The 18,062-nt window shown below is 67.6% G+C and carries 8 protein-coding genes; 7 read left to right on the forward strand and 1 reads right to left on the reverse strand.

The window, feature by feature from the left end; genetic code table 11:
- Positions 1–67: 67 nt before the first annotated feature.
- Entirely contained in the window at positions 68–1,387 is a 1,320-nt protein-coding gene (locus ACIG5F_RS09605) for a glycosyltransferase 87 family protein (RefSeq protein ID WP_396517035.1), read from the reverse strand.
- Between the two features lie 195 nt (positions 1,388–1,582).
- Between ACIG5F_RS09605 and ACIG5F_RS09610 the strand changes: the two genes are divergently transcribed.
- The 7 genes from ACIG5F_RS09610 (at position 1,583) to ACIG5F_RS09640 (ending at position 17,850) form a co-directional block, all read left to right on the forward strand.
- A complete protein-coding gene (locus ACIG5F_RS09610; RefSeq protein WP_396517037.1) occupies positions 1,583–3,862 on the forward strand; it encodes a WS/DGAT domain-containing protein in 2,280 nt (759 codons plus the stop codon).
- Positions 3,859–4,722, forward strand: a complete 864-nt coding sequence (locus tag ACIG5F_RS09615; RefSeq protein ID WP_396517038.1) for a DMT family transporter — start codon at positions 3,859–3,861, stop codon at positions 4,720–4,722. The genes ACIG5F_RS09610 and ACIG5F_RS09615 overlap by 4 nt, the downstream gene beginning before the upstream one ends.
- 175 nt (positions 4,723–4,897) lie before the next feature.
- Positions 4,898–5,602: an SDR family NAD(P)-dependent oxidoreductase gene (locus tag ACIG5F_RS09620; RefSeq protein ID WP_396517039.1), complete on the forward strand. Its 705-nt coding sequence runs from the start codon at positions 4,898–4,900 to the stop codon at positions 5,600–5,602.
- Between the two features lie 128 nt (positions 5,603–5,730).
- Positions 5,731–6,144 (forward strand): hypothetical protein, encoded by a 414-nt coding sequence (locus ACIG5F_RS09625; protein WP_396517041.1) that lies wholly within the window; start codon positions 5,731–5,733, stop codon positions 6,142–6,144.
- A 179-nt stretch (positions 6,145–6,323) separates the two neighbouring features.
- Entirely contained in the window at positions 6,324–10,604 is a 4,281-nt protein-coding gene (locus tag ACIG5F_RS09630) for a LamG domain-containing protein (RefSeq protein ID WP_396517042.1), read from the forward strand.
- Positions 10,605–10,648: 44 nt separating this feature from the next.
- Positions 10,649–17,539: an RHS repeat-associated core domain-containing protein gene (locus ACIG5F_RS09635; RefSeq protein WP_396517043.1), complete on the forward strand. Its 6,891-nt coding sequence runs from the start codon at positions 10,649–10,651 to the stop codon at positions 17,537–17,539.
- Entirely contained in the window at positions 17,536–17,850 is a 315-nt protein-coding gene (locus ACIG5F_RS09640) for a hypothetical protein (RefSeq protein ID WP_396517044.1), read from the forward strand. The genes ACIG5F_RS09635 and ACIG5F_RS09640 overlap by 4 nt, the downstream gene beginning before the upstream one ends.
- The last annotated feature ends 212 nt before the right edge of the window (positions 17,851–18,062 follow it).

The raw sequence follows: 18,062 nt of genomic DNA on the forward strand, positions 1-18,062 counted from the left end.
GTGGGCTATTCGAAACCCTTCGCGGGCCACCGGCCGCGCGGCCCGTGCGCCGGGCTTGGGACCGACCTTAGCGGCTGACCACCGGATTCCGGCTGTCGATCACCCCGTCGGTTGACGTGACAACATTCGAACGGCGTAGGTGCACGAGGGTGAACACGGCGATCACCAGGTAGGCGATGATGTAGTTGTTGCGGGTCACGACGTCGCCGGGCCAGTCGATCATCCAGATGCCGGCGGCGGCCCGCGCGCCCGGATCGTGCACGGGGAACGCGACGGGCCAGGCGAACACGGCGACCAGCACGTACGTGGCGAGCGCCCACATGGCGGCCCGGCCGGTGGTCAGGGCCCGGTTGAGGGCGAACACGAACAGCGGCACGAACCACACCCAGTGGTGCGACCACGAGTACGGCGACACGGCGGTGGAGCACATGCCGATCAGGCTGACGGCCAGCAGCTCCTCGCCACGGCGGTGGGCCAGCACGGCGGCGGCCAGGCCGAGGATGCCGAACACCGCGGCCAGCAGCACCCACGCGTTCTGGGTGGCCTCGGGCGGCGACACCAGCCGGGCCAGGAAGCCGCGCAGCGACTGGTTGCCGGTCGACCACACGTCCCCGACCCGCGAGACCTCGCTGAACTTCTGCCCCAGCCAGTACGCGTAGGCGTCACCCGGCTTGATCACGAAGCCGAGGGCGATGGTGCCGACGAAGCTCGCGGTGGCCACCCCGGCCGCCTTGAACTGCCGGGTCACCAGCAGGTACGGGATGAAGATCAGCGGCGTCAGCTTGATGCCGGCGGCGATGCCCACGCCGATGCCGGTCCAGTTGGACTTGCGGGTGCGCAGCAGGTCGCCGACCACGATGGCCAGCAGCAGCACGTTGATCTGCCCCAGGTAGAACGTGGTCCGCACCGGCTCGAACATCAGCGCCAGCCCGGTGCACAGCAGCACGACGACCACGGACGCCCGGTCCCGCCGGTAGCCCAGCCAGCGCCAGCAGCGCGCGATCGCGAACAGCAGCAGGAGCAGCGTCACGACGGTGTAGACGATCTCGGTGCCGACCAGCGGCAGCAGCGCCAGCGGCGCGAAGATGATCGCCGCGAACGGGGTGTAGGTGAACATCAGGCTGGCCACCAGCGGGTGATCGTACAGCGGCCGCCCGTCCAGCACGGTCAGGCCGCCGGCCCGGTACACCTCCAGGTCGATCTGCATCCACATGCCGACCGGCCAGATGAGCGTGCACACCACGAACCACAGCAGGATCACGGCGATCACCCACGGCGTGGCCCGGCGCAGCCAGGCCGGCAGCGGCAGAACCTTCGCGCCCGCGGTCGGCAGGAAAGAGTCGGCGACCCGGGCCCAGAATCCGCGGGTGGTCTTGACGTCCGACACTGCGCTCCTTCGTGAAATGCCCACGATCGGGCGCTTGACCAGCCAGTTCGGGGATTGCCAACCACGGTAACACGGGCGGTCGGGGCGATCTTCGGTGCCCCGGATCGGCGGTGACTACCACCAGTCACCGCGGCGGCCGAGATCATCCGATAAGTCGTGTGGCGCGGTCGCCCCCGGTGAGCCAAGCTGATCACCGTGCTGGAATCGGCGACGCCCCGACGGATCCTGATTCTGTCCGCCGACATGGGTGAGGGCCACAACGCCACCGGCCGTGCGCTGCGCGCGGCCGCGGGCCGGCTGTGGCCGGATGCCTCGACGCACTGGCTCGACACGCTGGACGTGATGGGCCGCGGCGTCGGGCCGGTGTTCCGCCGCATCTACGTGGCCAACGTGGAGCGCACCCCCTGGCTGTACGAGTTCTTCTACGACTCGGTGTGGCGCTACCGCTGGTTCGCCCGGGCCTCCAAGCGGTTTGTCGGCGAGTGGGCCGGCCGGCGGCTGGCCGCCCGCGTCGACCGGATCCAGCCCGACCTGATCCTGTCCACGTATCCGCTGGGCACGGCCGGCCTGGACTGGCTGCGCCGGCACCGCGGGCTGGAGGCCCCGATCGGGGCGTGGGTGTCGGACTTCGCGCCGCACCCGTTCTGGGTGTACCAGGGCATCGACCTCAACCTCGTGATGCACGAGGTCGCCGTGCCGGTGGCCGCCCGCAGCGCGCCCGGGGCCACGGTGGCGATCTCCGCGCCGACCGCCGACGAGGTCTTCCGCCCCGGCGACCGCGCCGCCGCGCGGGCCGAGTTGGACCTGCCCCAGGACAAGTTCGTGTCGCTGGTGGCCTGCGGCTCGCTGGGGTTCGGCCGGTCGGAGGACACGGTCAAGGAGCTGTTGGTCGGCACTCCGGACGGCATCGTGGTCGTGGTCTGCGGTCGTAACGAGCGGCTGCGGGCCCGGATCCGGGCCGCGATCGGCGATGACGTCCGGGTGCGGATCCTGGGCTGGACCGACCAGATGGCGACGCTCATGGTGGCCGCGGACGTGGTGGTCACCAATGCCGGCGGGGCCACATCGCTGGAAGCTCTCGCGGTCGGTCGGCCGGTGCTCATGCACCGGCCGATCGCCGCTCACGGGCGGGCCAACGCGCAGCTCATGGCCGACGCCGGCATCGCCGTGGTGTGCCGTCGGGACGGCGAGTTGGCCGCCGCCGTGCGGGATCAGCCGCGGCTGGCCCAGATGGAACGGCTGGCGCTGAAGCAGGCCGACGAGCGGCTGGTGGAGGAGGGGCTGCTGGCCCTTCAGTCCGCACGGCCGGAGCGGCTCGGGCGCGTGCTGTCGGCCGAGGACTCGCTGTTCGTGCACATCGCGTCTCCGCGGGTGCCGCAGCATGTCGGCACGATCATGGAGATGTCCGGCGAGGTCAGCGTGGAGGACGTCGCCGGCATGCTGGACGCCATGCACGGCGTGCGCGGGCACGTCGACCCAGGCTCGTGGCTGCGGCGGCCGCGGTGGTTGCAGGACGAGACCGTCGACACCAAGGCCCTGGTGTCCGAAGTGGACGGTGTCTCGCTCCAGGAGGCCGTGGACTCCTTCTACGCCAAGCCGTTGCCGGCCCGGGCGACCGCCGAGGCGTTGATCGTGCACGGTGCGTCGCCGGCCGTGCTGATCAAGCTGCACCACGCCCTCGGTGACGGTGTCGCCGTGCTGCGCGGGCTGCTGACCGGAACCTCGGGCAAGGGCAAGGCGTGGGGGAGTCCCGTCGGCCATCAAGTCAGCCACAAGCTGCCTCGGTTGCGGCTCAAGGGTTTGCTGGCGCTGGCCCGGGCCGGCTCGGTGCCGCGCGGGTCGAAGTTCGGTGCGTCACGCCGGTTCGGCCTGGTCAAGCTGCCCGGCGTCGAGGTCCGCGCCACCGCCCGGGCGCTGGGCGCCACTCCGACCGAGCTGTTGCTGGCCATGTTCGCCCTTGCCCACCAAGGAGACCAGCTCCGGGTGATGGTGCCGTGGTCGCTGCGTGGCACCGACACCCTGCGCGCTGCCGGCAACTGGACCGGGGCCGTGTCCGTCGACCTGCCCGTGCAGGAGACGGATCCGTTGCGGTGCTTGGAACTGGTGCGGGACGCGCTGCGCGCCGGCGTCGCGTCCGGCGCGCCCGAGGCGGCCAACTGGGTCGTGCGGCTCATCGGTCTGCTGCCGGCGCCCGCGCACCGGTTGCTGGCGCGCCTGGTGTACCAGTCACGGTGGTTCGGGGCCATCGCTTCCGTGATCCCCGGTCCGCGCTGGAAGGTTTTGGTGGGTGACGCGGAGATCGAGGCCGCTTACGCGGTGCTCCCGCTCGCCGAGGGCGTCCCGATCGCCTGGGGCGCTTTGACCTGGGGACGTCATGTGACCGTCTGCGTGACCGGTGGCGGGGCCGTCGACGGCGCCGCGCTGGGCGACCGGATGGTCGACGCGTTGCGGGAGTTCTCAGGCGGGACACCATGAATCTGCTCATCGCCGTGCCGGCGGCCGTTGGGGGCGCGGCCTTCTTCGGCCTCACCAGCGCCTTGCAGCACCGGGCCACCCAGCAGGTGCGGCAGCGGGACGCCCTGGAGCCCGGGCTGCTCGTCGATCTCGCCCAGCAGCGGGTGTGGCTGTTGTCGTTGGTGGCCAACGCTTTCGGCGTGATCCTCCAGTGGGTGGCCCTCACCACCGGGCCGCTGGTGCTGGTGCAGCCCCTGCTTGTCACCGGCCTGCTGTTCGGCGTGCTGTTCTCCGGCTCGTTCGACCGGGTCGTGCTGCTCGGCGCCGGGCTCTGCGTCGCCGGCCTCGCCGCCTTCCTGCTGGTGGCCCAACCCACCGGCGACAGCACGGAGATGACCCTGGGCGGTGTGCTGCCGCTGGCCATCGGTCTCGCCGCGATTCTGGCGATCTGCCTTGCCGTGGCCGCACATCGTCCCGGCAACACCCGCGCCCTCGCCCTGGCCGTCGCCGCCGGTGTGCTCTACGGCGTCAGCGCCGGCCTGGCCAAGCTCGCCGCCGAGGAGCTGTCCCAGGGCATCCTCGTGCTGCTCACGCACTGGCCCATCTACGCCGTCGCCGTCTGCGGTCCGCTCGGCTTCCTGTTGAGCCAGAACGCCTTCCAGGCCGAACGGGCGTTGGCGCCCGCCCTCGCCGTGATCACCATCCTCGACCCCCTCGTCGGCATCGGCATCGGCATCCTGTGGCTGGGCGAGGACCTGCACAGCGGCGTCGGCCCCGTCATCGGCCAGGTCCTCGCCCTGCTCTCCTTGTGCGCCGGCGTTTTTGTCCTCAGCCGCCGTGCTCCCCAGGCCGCGTCCAAGGAAGCGGAATGCTCGAGCTGACCACCCTGTCCCGTTCCCGCTGCGGCTCGGTCCCTGGTGACCAGCGGCTACCGCCCCACCCCTTCCCGCTGTGGCCGGGCCCCTTTTCCTCCTTTCCCGTGTGTCCGCCGGGTTTCCGCCCGTCGCCCGGTTCTTTTCCTGACCGTGCCGGAACGTCCACCTCCATGGAGATCCCATGCCTGCCGTGACCGGCATGCGGGCCCTGGTCACCGGCGCGTCGTCCGGCATCGGCGCGGCCACCGCCGACGCGCTCGCCGCCAAGGGCGCCACCGTGCTTCGCACCAGCCGCACCATCACCGGTCCTGGCTCGTTCGCCTGCGACCTCGCCAGCGACGTCGCCCCCCTGGCCGCTTGGGCCGGCGACGTCGACCTGCTCGTCCTCAACGCCGGTCTCGGCCATGCCGGCCCCTTCGCCGACATGCCTCCGGCGCGGATTCCCGAGCTCTTCACCGTCAATGTCGTGTCCCAGCTCGAACTCGCCCGTGCCCTGCTCCCCGGCATGATCGCCCGCCAGCGCGGCCACCTCGTGCTCGTCTCCTCCATCGCCGGGGCCATGGGCGTGGCCGACGAGGCCGTCTACTCCGCCACCAAGGCCGCCCTTCGCTCGTTCGCCGACGCCCTTCGCCTGGAGGTCCGCACCGTCGGCGTCACCGTCGTGCACCCCGGCGTCATCGACACCCCGTTCTTCGACCGCCGCGGCACTCCCTACACCCGCCGCCGCCCCCGCCCCATCCCCGCCATGGACGTCGCCGAGGCCCTCGTCGCCGCCGTCGAACACAACCGCCCCGAGATCTTCGTCCCCTCCTGGCTCCGCTTCCCCGCCCGCCTCAACGGCGCCCTCCCCGCCCTCGTCCGCACCCTCCAACGCCGCTTCGGCTGAAATGCCCGTTTCCTGTCGGAGGAATTGCGCTGTTCGGTCGCTTCCGGCCTGACCACCCGTCCGGCAACATCTCGTGAGCCTTGCGCCCACACCGCGCGCGAGGGGGGAACTCCAGGAGAGAAGGCATCGTGGCTGCGCGCCTGCGTCGTTCCGCGGGAACGAACAAGAGACTCAACATGCTGCTGTTCCGCAAGACCAGGCCGGAAGTCGACGTCGAGAACTATCGCAACGGCGACGGTGTCAAAGTGGTCAGCCTGATCCGTCCACTCGATGACCTCGGCAAGCCGGGCACGCTGCTCGGCGGCTATCTGCACCTGATCCCGGGCGAGGCGGTCCGCTGGCATGGGCGCGGCAAGGTGAAGCTGCTGATCGGCCCGTTCGAGCTGAACGAGACCGGCGGCAAGCTCCCGCTTGCCGGCAGCTTCACCCGCTGCGTCCTGTCCACCAGCAATTCCGACTACGACTTCGCCGTGCCCACCATCGACCTGCCTCTGGTCCGCCTGGCCCTGGGCATCGAGACGTCGCCGTCCGTCGCCGACTGACCGCCGCTTCTCCTGACACGGCAGGACATTTGCGGAGTTGTGTCTGATTTGCCCCATCTAACCCTCTGTGTGTGAGGAATCCCCGATCGGCCGCTTTCCATGGTCACGGTCCTGGGGCAGTCTCACTGGGGCTTTACGCGACGGTCGACATCGGCTGTCGTCATGCGCAGGGGGAATTCATGACCAGCACTGCACTGCCGCGCGCCTTCGGCCTGAGACTCGGGGCCGCGCTCGGCGCCATGGTGATCGGCATGTCACTGACCAGTCCGGCCCTCACGGCGCCGACCGCGGTCGCCGCGCCGAGCGTGCCGGACGCCGTCGCCGATCCGGCCACCGCCCTGAAGTTGGCCCACGAGACCAACAAGCACGTCGAGGTCACCTCGCAGACCACCGAATCGTCCGACACCGTCGCCAATCCCGACGGCACCTGGACCCTCTCGACCCACTCCGAGCCGGTGCGGATGCGCCAGAACGGTGGCTGGGTCTCCCTTGACGCCACACTGGTGAAGCGGCCCGATGGCAACATCGCGCCCAAGGCGCTCCCACTCGACCTGGTCCTCAACGCCGGCGGCGCGGGTTCGGCCGCCGCACCGGTCGTGCGCGTCGGCATCGACGACAAACAGGCCGGCCTGGTGTGGCCCGCCGACCTGCCCGTGCCGTCGCTGAACGGTGACACCGCCACGTACGCCAACGTCTTTCCCGACGTCGACCTCCAGGTCGAGGCCACAACTCGGGGCTACTCCGAGAATCTGGTGGTCAAGACCGCCGCCGCGGCACGGTCTTCCGCTCTCGCGAGCATCACCTTCGGGCTGTTCACCAGGAACACCACGGTGTCCGCGAGCGCCAACGGCCTCCAGGTCAAGGACAACTCCGGTGCCGTGCTGTTCGCCGGCGACGCCTCCAGCATGTGGGACTCGAGCGGCGTGGGCACCGGGGCGGAGAGGGAACTGGGGCCCGGCGGCGGCGACAAGCACGCGACGATGGCGGTGTCCGCCACGGCGAACTCCGTGACCGTCACACCGGATCACACGTTCCTGACCGATCCCGCGACCAAGTTCCCGGTTGTGCTCGACCCCGACAGCTCATGCGCCACCTGCGTCTCACAGGCTCACGTCGTCGTGCAGTCCGGCTTCCCGTCTGCCATGAACTACAACCAGACAGTCGGTGATCTGTCGAACCTGAAGGCCGGTTACGAAACCCAGGACGGCGCGAAGGTTTCCAGGTCGTACTTCCAGATGAACACCACCCAGTTGGCCGGCGCCGTCATTCACACCGCGACGGTCAACACGACGCTCCAGCACAGCGCAGCCTGCACGGTGTCGGCCAACGACACGACCGGACTCTGGCTCACCGGCCCGATCGGACCGACCACTTCGTGGGCGCCGGCAGCGAACGGGGCGGCCGGTCAACCGCAGTTGGTACTCGGTATTTCCACCAGCAACCAGACGAACTGCCACGACGAACCCGGCGTCTCCATGCAGTTCGACGCCAAGGCGGCCGCTGACTACGCCGTCTCACACGGCGTCACGTCAACGACGTTCATGCTCGCATCGACAGCCGACGTGGACCTTGGGCAACAGGACGCGAACAGCTGGCGGCGGTTCACGTTGGATCAGACCTTCCAGGTGACCTACAACAAGCCGCCGAACATGCCGACCAACCTGGCGATACAGTCCAGGCTGCCCTGCGTCCAGGGCGCGGACCGACCCTGGATCGCCACCCGCACCCCTGAGTTGGACGGCGTGGCCACCGACCCGGATGGCGGCAACGTGATCGAGTCGTTCGGCCTGGACCAGGGGACCGTCGGCAACTACGTGCCGAACACGCACCACTCCGACAGCCAGACGGTCGGGTCGGGCAGTGTGGCGCGGCTGAAGGTGCACGACGACTGGATCACCCAGGACGGCACCTACACCTGGGTTTCCGCCGACTGGGACGGCGACCTGTGGTCGAACCAGACGTCCGGCTGTGAGTTCACTGTGGACAGTCTCCCGCCACCGGCCCCGACGGTGAAGATGACCGGAAATCCGCCTTCGACGCAGGGCGACACCGCCACCTTCCAGGTCACGGTCGGCTTGGCCACGCCGGGACTCAACGATATCGATCGCTTCATCTACACGACCGACGGTTCCGAGCCGGACGTGCAGAATTCGCCCTCCGTGCCGGCGGCTCGGATTCTCAGCGGCGGCAGCGGTGCCACCGCCAGCCTGACGGTCACCGCCGTCAACAGTCTCCAGAACTACATCCACGTCCGGGCCGTGAACCGAGCCGGGACGGCCAGCCTGGCCGACGCCACCTGTGTGGCCGGGCTGACCCTCGACGCGCCTTCGTGCTCCTACAACGTGCCCAACGCGTTGGTCCCGTCGACCGGACTCGTCGGCGCCTGGGGCTTCGACGAGATGGGCGACCGCGTTGTCGCCGACTCGGTGGCCTCGACACCCGGCAACGAGCAAACCCCGGCTCACCCGGGCACGCTGGTCGGCGGCGGTGACTGGCGGCCCGGCCACGATCACGGCACGCCGTGGACCCACCCCGACACCAATGGATACGCGCATGGCACTGCCGGCTCGCTCACGTTGGACGGCAGTAGCGGATACGTGACGGCCGGCGCACCAGTGGTCGACACCAGCCAGTCCTTCAGCGTCTCCGCATGGGTTTACCTCGCCCAGGCAGGCAAGTTCGCCACCGCGGTGTCCCAAACCGGCACGAACAGCGGTGCGTTCTACCTCCAGTACGCCAAGGACACCAACAACTGGGCCTTCACGCTGCCCAGTGACGACTCGAACAACCCGGCGGCCTACTACCGTGCCACCGCCAATCCGGACAACCCGGTGCAGTTCAACGTCTGGACACATCTCGTCGGCACCTACGACTCCTCCAGCGGCGCGATCAAGCTCTACGTCAACGGCAGCAAACAGCAGCCGGCCGCGGGCAAGGCGTGGCACGCCACCGGTCCGCTGACCATCGGTGCGGCCGGCGGCGGCACCGGCGACTTCTTCCCCGGCGAGATCGACAGTCCCCAGGTCTGGCAGCGGGTGTTGTCCGACAAGGAAGTTCACGACCTGGCCAACACCGCCGCCCCGCTGGCGCAGTACAACCTGGGCGAGGGATGCGGCCCCGACCTGACCGCCAAGACGTCGAACGTCATCTCGCGCGCGGCCTACTGGCCACTCGACGAAGGCAGCGGCGCGACCGCGAAGGACGTGGGGCAGTACGCCGACAACGCCACCCTCACCGGCGGCTATGCCTGGACCGACGGTCCCTTGGGGGGCAAGGCCGTTCACCTCGACGGCGCCTCCGGCACGGCCGGCACCCAATACTCCGTTGTGGACACTTCTCGGTCGTTCACGGTGTCAGCGTGGGCAAAACTCGACGACCTGAACAACTACTACGCCGTGGTGGCCCAGCACGGCATCAAGCAGGACGCGTTCCAGATCCGGTACTCGCCAGACGTCAACCGCTGGATCTTCGGCATGAGCGCCGCCGACGACGCCAGTGCCGACAACTACCAGTGGACGTACAAGGACCAGGCGCCCCAGGCCGGGCGCTGGACCCTGGTCACCGGTGTCTTCGACCGCGGCACCATGCAGATCAAGCTCTACCTTGACGGAAAACTCCAGTCGCAGCGCGGAGTCTCCGCAGTGTGGCAGGCCACCGGCAGCACCTCCATCGGCTCGCTCGGCGGCCGGAGCGCCTTCTTCAAGGGCGCGATCGGCCAGGTGCAGATGTGGAACCAGGCTCTGACCGACGACCAGATCGCCGCGCTGGACAACCTCGGCTACTACGACACCGTTTCCCGGTCCCAGGGCAGCTCGGTCGGCGGCATCTCGCTCGTCGACGACGCCGACGGATGCTCCGCGCAGGTCGACAGCACCAACACGGGCAAGATGCAGGCTGCCCGTCCGGCCAACCTCCGCACCGATCACTCCTACACCGTCGAGGCCTGGGTCAAACACACCTGGACCGCTGCCGATGTCCAGGCCTCGGGCCCGGTGGACCCGAACACCCGTTCCGCCGTCTCCACCTCCGACGCTCCCAACCTGCCGTTCGCCTTGGGCTACCGGAATGTCAATGGGCACGGCAAGTGGAGTTTCACCGTCAGCGCGTCTCCCGGTCAGACCGGCTCCTGGACAGCCGCGAGCGATCCTGACGTCGCTGACAACACCTGGACCCACCTTGAGGGCGTCTACGACGCCACGACCCACACGGCCACGCTGTACGTCAACGGCGCCAGGCAATCCACCGCCGTCACGGCCGCTGGTGCGACCGGTTCGGTCGCCGGCTGGAACGGCTCGGCCGGAGTGCTGCTCGGCCAGGACACCTGGAACGGCCAGACAACCGACCAGTGGCACGGGGGAATCGCCGGCGTCCGGATCTACTCGGGCATCCTGACGGACGCGGAGGCGGTTGCTGACAAACCGATCGACGATCCCGGTCTGCTCTACGGCATCAGGCACTGAACCATGCCGATCACCGTGTTTCCGGCACATGAGGGGTGGAAGTCGTGTTGGGCCTGAGCCGCAGAACTTTCCTCACGAGAACGGCGATCGCCACGGTGGCGGTTGCCCTGGTAGCGACCGCCACACAGGCGGTGGCCGCGCCGAATGCCAGCGGCTGGCACGGCCTCGGCTGGGATCTGCCGTCGCTGCAACAGGTCAATCCCGTTGTCGGGCAGGCGATCGCCAGCCGGCCGGTGCAGATCGCACCGCCGTCCTCGGCCCCGGCGCCGCAGGTGGTGTGGCCGGCCGCCGCCACCTACCGCGTCGGTCTCGGATCGACCACCGGCGTCCGGCAGAATGCCGGCAACATCTCCATCGCCCGGGATGTCAGCGGCACCCCGCACACCGACGGACAGTTCGACATCGTCGCGGTGGACCACACGGTCGCGGCGAATGCCAACGTCAGTGGCTCGCTGATCCAGGTCAAGCCGGTGTCCGGTGACACGAGCGGTCCGCTCTCGCTGGGACTGGACTACTCCGGTTCGGGCGGCGCATACGGGGCCGACTACGGCCGCCGGCTGACGTTCATGCAGTACCCCACGTGCATCCTGACCACGCCGGCCCAGGACCAGTGCCATCAGGCCACGCCGCTGAACTCCACCAACGACGAAGGCGCCAGGACGGTCTCCGCCGACGTGACCTTGCCGTCGGCGACCGACAGTGTTGTCGTCGCGGCCGTCGCCGGCGCGAATTCGGACAGCGGTGACTTCGCCGCGACCGGTCTGTCGCCGGCCGGTTCCTGGACGTCCGGTGGGGCCGGCGGCGACTTCTCGTACACGTACCCGATCCCGGCGCCGGCCGCCGTCGGCGGCCAGGCCCCGGCCGTGGCACTGTCCTACTCGTCCGGCAGCACCGACGGCCTGACCGCAGCCAGCAACGACCAGCCGTCCATCGTCGGCGACGGCTGGGACCTGAGCGCCGGCGGCTTCATCGAGCGCAGCTACAAGCCCTGCGCCCAGGACCTCGGCGGCAACAACGGCCAGCGCAAGACCGGAGACGCCTGCTGGGCCACCGACAACGCGACGCTCTCGTTCGGCTCGATGAGCGGGCAGTTGGTCAAGGTCGGCGACACCTGGCATCCCAAGAAGGACGACGGGTCCAAGGTCGAGCGGCTGACAACCGGATCGCTCACGACCAACGGCGACAACGACGGCGAGTACTGGAAGGTCACGACCAAGGACGGCACCCAGGCGTTCTTCGGCATGAACCACCTGCCGGGCTGGCAGGGCGCCAACCCGTCGACGAACTCGACATGGACCGAGCCGGTGTTCGGCAACAACACCGGGGAACCCTGCAATCACACGGCCTTCGCCGACTCGGCGTGCCCCCAGGCGTGGCGCTGGAACCTCGACTACGTCGTCGATCCGCACGGCAACGCCATCGAGTACTTCTATGACAAGGAAGGCAACAACTACAGCGAGAACCTCGGCACGCAGGGCGTCGGCTACGACCGCGGTGGCTACCTCGACCACATCGACTACGGCCTGAACGCGAACGTCGGCAGCCTGTTCACCGATTCGCCGCCGGCGCGGATCGCGTTCGGCACGGCCGACCGGTGCGCGTCCAACGCGACCGGCAACTGCGACGTGCCCAACGATCTGCTCTGTGGCGGCTCGAAGTGCGAAGGCATCTCGCCGGCCTTCTTCAGCACCAAGAAGCTGACCACCATCACCACCGAAGTCAGCAACGGCCAGGGTGGCCTGACGCCGGTCAACCGCTGGGACCTGAGCCAGTCCATGCCCGGCACGGGTGACAACAACAGTCCGGCGCTCTGGCTGGACACCATCACCCATCACGGACTGGCCGGCGGCCAGGACATGGCACTGCCGCCGACCAGGTTCGGCGGCAAGCTCATGGCCAACCGTGTCGACCTGACCCACAACTACACGGCGATCAACCGCAACCGTATCGAGACGATCGAGAACGAGCAGGGTGGCAAGACCACCGTCACCTATTCCGATCCGGACTGCTCGCCGTCGAGCCTGCCGACGCCGTCCAACAACGGGCGGCGGTGCTTCCCCACCTACTGGACACCGGCCGGCCAACAGGAGCCGGTGCTCGACTGGTTCAACAAGTACGTCGTCAAGGCGATCACCGACGACGGCCGGACCGCGTTGTCGTCACCCATGCTCACGACGTACGACTACGGCGAGGACGCGAACAGCGGCGCCTGGCATTTCGACGAGAACGTGTTGAGCGAGAACAAGTACCGCACGTACTCGGAGTGGCGTGGCTACGACCAGGTGACCACCACCAAGGGCCAGACCGGCGACGGAGCCGGCCCACAGGTGGTGACCAAGGCCGTCTATCTGCGAGGCATGGACGGCTTCCAGGTTCCTGCGGCGCAGGGCGACATTCCCGGTCCGTCGGTCACGGACGCCAAGCAGTTCGCAGGTTTCCCACGTGAGTCGGTCACGTACTACGACAACAAGCCGATCGCCGCGACCATCAGCGACCCGTGGAGCTCACCGGCCACCGGGACCGACGAGAACGACGGCACCCAGTCGTTCATCACCGGCACCGGCGCGACCACCGGGCTGACCTGGCTGGCGGCCGGCAACACGTGGCGGACCTCCAAGACGCTGACCACCTTCGACAGCCTCGGCCAGGTCAAGACCACCGAGAACGACGGTGACATCAGCGATCCGAGCCAGAGCACCTGCACGACGTACAGCTACGGGCAGAACGCCGGCGCGTGGATGATGAGCTATCCGCAGGAGACACAGAAGATCTCCGGCAAGTGCTCGGCCGACAACCCCGCCGGCAGCGGCAACATCATCACCGACGTGCGCACCCGATTCGACGGTCAGGACTTCGGCGCGGCCCCGACCAAGGGCGACGTCACCGAGGTCGACAGCGTCGACTCGTGGCCCTCGGGTGGCCAGGAGAAGTTCCAGACGCCGACCTCGACGGCCGCCTTTGACGTCTACGGCCGATCGATCGCCGCGACCGATGCGCTGGGACGCAAGACAACCATATCGTACACACCGGACAAGGGCGGTCCGGTCACCCAGATCGCGACCACGTCGCCGCCGATCAACGATTCCACTCCCGGGCTGACGACCACCAAGATCTTCGATCCGGTGTCGAGCGCGCTGCTCACCGCGATCGACGGCAGCGGCCTGCGCACCGACGGGGCCTACGATGCCTTCGGCCGGTTGACCGCGGTGTGGAAACCGGGCGAGAGCAAGGCTCTCAACCAGCCGGCCAACGCCACTTACAGCTATGCCGACAACACCGACAAGCCGAGCACGGTGGTCAGCAACACCTTGCTGTCCAATGGCCAGTACGCCACGTCCTACTCGCTGGTCGACGGCCTCGGCAACACGGTGCAGACCCAGTCGCCGACGCCGCTGGGCGGACGTCTGGTGTCGGACACCTACTTCGACTCGCAGAACCGGGCGTGGAAATCGCACGCCGCCTACTGGAACACCGTGTCCGGACCCAGCGGTGACCTGCTTGTCGTGCAGGACAACGCGGTCGCCAACACTACTGTGTCCACTTTCGACAGTGCCGGTCGGCAGATCGCCACGACCTACAACCTCAACGGCGTCGAGCAGTGGCACACCACGTCGAGCTACGACGGCGACCGTGTCACCACTGTGCCGCTCAACGGTGGCACGGCGACGACTGTGATCTCCAACGGTCTGGGCCAGAAGACGAAGCTGCTTCAGTACAAGGACCCGACCAGGACCGGGCCGAACGACGCTGCCGACGTGACCAGCTACACCTACAACAACGCGGGTCTGCTGGTCTCGACGACCGATCCCACCGGCAAGAACGTCTGGACGAGCACGTACGACCTGCACGGCCGCAAGACCAGCTCCACCGACCCGGACGCCGGTACGTCGTCGACCACCTACAACGCGATGGGGGACGTGCTCACCACCACCGACAGCCGTGGCAAGACGCTGGCGTACAGCTACGACGGCATCGGCCGCAAGACCGGTGAGTACGTGGGCTCGACCTCAGGGCCGCAGTTGGCCGGCTGGGCGTACGACACCCTCGTGAAGGGTCTGCCGTCGAGTTCCACCCGGTACTACAACGGCAACGCCTACACCGAGTCGGTCTACAAGTACGACAACGCCGGCCGGCCGCTGGGCATGAAGTACACGATCCCGGCCGCCGAGGGCTTTCTCGCCGGGAACTACCTGTTCCAGGTCTTCTACGACCCGTTCACCGGCGCGGTGACCAGCCAGTCCAGTCCGGCCGCCGGTGGCCTGGACGCCGCGAGCATCGAGAGGCGATACGACTCGCTCGGCAATCCCACCACGTTGGACGAGTCGGCCGACGGCTCGGACACGCCGCTGGTGTCGGAGACCGACTACAGTGCCTACGGCCAGGTGCTGCGCAACGTCTTCGCCGATCCGAACCAGCTCAAGCAGATCGCCGTCACCAACGTGTTCGACGCCGGCACCGGGCGCCTGCAGAGCACCCTGGCCGAGCGGGCGACCGCCTCGCAGTACATGATCGCCAACCGCGCGTACGCCTACGACAACGCCGGCAACATCAAGTCCATTGTGGACACGCCACTGGGCAGTGCCGCCGATGTCCAGTGCTTCACCACCGACTATCTCCAGCGGCTGAGCGCGGCGTGGACACCCACCCTCGACCCGAACAACACCGGCGACGACAAGTGCGTCGGCGCTCCCGACACCTCGAAGCTCGGCGGCGCGGCCCCGTACTGGCTGTCCTGGCAGTACGACCAGACCGGCAACCGCACCCAGCAGGTGCAGCACGCCGTCACCGGTGACACCACCAGCACCTACAGCTATCCGGCTCCCGGCTCGCCCCAGCCGCACACGCTGCTCAACGTCCAGACGAACGGACCGACCGGCGCCAGCCAGAACTCCTACACCTACGACGCCACCGGCAACACCAAGACCCGCGACATCGGTGGTTCGACCCAGACCTACACCTACAACGAGGAAGGCAGCATCGCGTCCGAGCAGGACGCCTCCGGCGCCACCAGCACGTACGTCAACGACGCTGCCGGCAACCGCCTCATAACCCGGGACGCGTCCGGCACCACCCTGTCCATCGGGGACATGGAGCTGCACCTGCCGAACGGCAGCCGGTTCCCCACCGGTGTCCGCTACTACGACTTCAACGGCCAGAAGGTCGCTGAGCGGGGTTCGGTGTCGGGGCTTTCGTTCATGCTCACCGATCACCAGGGCACTGCGTACGCGTCGGTCAACGCTGACAACCTGGGCATGACCCAGCGTCGTCAGGATCCTTTCGGCAACGCCCGTGGGCCTGCCTCCCTGTGGCCTGACTCCCATGGCTTCGTCGGCGGTCTCCAGGACACCAGCGGTCTGACCCAGCTGGGCGCTCGTGGCTACGACTCCGCCACCGGTCGCTTCACGCAGGCCGATCCTGTTGTGGACACCGGTGATCCGCAGCAGATGAACGGCTATTCCTACGCCAGCGGGTCGCCCATCAGCTCCTCCGACCCGTCCGGCATGATCATGGATTGCAACACTGGCGGTGGGGCAGCCCTGCATCCGTCGTGTGGCCATGGTTCTGGCTCTCCCAATCCCGGGTCGCCGCCGCCGGCCCCGTCTCCCACCCAGGGCCAGGGCGGTGGTGCCAGCACCGCTCCCGCTCCGTCCCAGCCCGCTCGGTCCAGTTGTGGCCTCTGGAGTTTCATCTGCGACATTGAGGCCCACACCGACGTGTTCGTCGCTACTGTGACCGTGATTGCCGCGGTCGCGATCATCGCCTGCGCCGTGGCGACCGAGGGTTTGTGTCTCATTCCTGTCGCCGCCGCGGCGGCTGACGGTGCGGTGTTCGGCGCTAGCGGCATGGTCATCTCTGCGGCGATAACCGCCGGTGCGGAAGCAATCGGGGCTGGCATTGCCGCCCTCGGCGCGGGCGCAGCAGCCGCCAAAGTCGCCGAAGATGTCGCCGGTGACGCCGGTTCGTTGGAAAGCCGCACTGCTAGCGGCGCCGGTGGCGGCTCCCCTGCCGTAGAACCTCCTGGCGTAGAACCTCCTGCCGTAGAACCCCCAGGCGTCGAACCTCCTGCCGTCGAGCCTGCTCCCGATCCTGTCGCCGAGCCCGCCCCCGCTGCTGGTTCGCCGAGGCCTGTGAGCTGTAACAGCTTCGCCGCCGGCACCGCTGTCCTGATGGCCGACGGCTCCTCCAAGCCGATCCAGGACGTCCGCGTCGGGGACCGGATCACCAACAAGGACCCAGACACCGGTCAGGTCCAGACCCACAATGTCGTGGCCACGCACATCACCGACGACGACCACGACTTCGTCGACCTGACCGTGCAGACTCCATCAGGCACCAGCACCATCACGGTCACCGCCAACCACCTGTTCTGGGACGCGACCGCCAGCTCATGGGTTGAAGCGGCGAACCTTCATGTTAGTGATCAGCTCGACTCTGCTGCCGGAAACCACGCCAGTGTCCTGGCCAGTCGTCGCTACGTCAGTGCAATGCGTACGTACAACATGACCGTCGATAGTGTTCACACATTCTATGTGTTTGTGGGGCTTGCGACGGTCCTCGTGCACAATTGTGGACCGGGCGATATGGACCCTGCGCCGGGGATAGTTTTCCGCGCCCTGGCGAAGGGGGAAGACCCTGCTCTCGGTCTCAAGGCCAGGGCTCCAGGAGCCGTCAATGTAAGCCCACTGTCGCATGTGGCCGGGAAGCGGCTTAGTCCGTGGATATCGACATCAAAGCTTCCGAGTGTTGCCTTCGGCAAGTACAACCAGGGTAACGGTGTTGTGGCGATAGACTTGTCCCGGATTGATGGTAGAATTGAAGACGTTTCTGGCGGATTTCCAGGCAAGGGTAGAATTGACCTTTATGCAAAGAAAGATCAGGAAGTGCTGATCTTCGGACATGTTCCATCGGATGCGATTGTAGGTTTCTGGGAGTGAAGCACTCAAGTCCGGACGTTCTGGAGGCTCTAGACTCAGCCTGGGACGATACCTCTGGATTTCTTGGCCTTTTGAGGTCTGGGAAATTTTTGCCAGAGTTGGCGGAGGGGTATCTGAGGCTATTGAGCTCAATTGAAGTTAGTGAAGGCGAGGCGTTGCATCCCGACTTTGTTCGGCTGGTCTGGTTTGTGCCGCTTTTTATGGAATGGCAGGTAGATAGAAATGTTGAGCGCGGTGCAAATAAGGGTGAATTGGTAAACTTTCTAGATCTTATTAGGGAGCGCATTATGGAGATCCTCGGCGTTCCGTAGGTCGTTGGTTGGAGTTTGAGATTAATGGCGCGTGGTCGGGACAACGTCTGGGCAGGCATCAAGATGATGCGAATGTGACTCCCGGTTATGGCCAACTAGCGCGGCCGACGAAATGGGGGTTTCGGCCGTTACATCCGTGATCGAGGGAAACCGCTTGTGGTAATTGGCGGGATAGACTGGCGAGAACCTGGTGCGTAGGGGAGGGGCCGAGT

The sequence above is a fragment of the Kutzneria sp. NPDC052558 genome, from assembly GCF_044547355.1.
Taxonomy (GTDB): domain Bacteria; phylum Actinomycetota; class Actinomycetes; order Mycobacteriales; family Pseudonocardiaceae; genus Kutzneria.

Bases quoted from the DNA above. Each gene is read 5' to 3' on its own strand.
- ACIG5F_RS09615 (WP_396517038.1), top strand. From the start codon at position 3,859: ATGAATCTGCTCATCGCCGTGCCGGCGGCCGTTGGGGGCGCGGCCTTC.
- ACIG5F_RS09620 (WP_396517039.1), top strand. From the start codon at position 4,898: ATGCCTGCCGTGACCGGCATGCGGGCCCTGGTCACCGGCGCGTCGTCC.
- ACIG5F_RS09630 (WP_396517042.1), top strand. From the start codon at position 6,324: ATGACCAGCACTGCACTGCCGCGCGCCTTCGGCCTGAGACTCGGGGCC.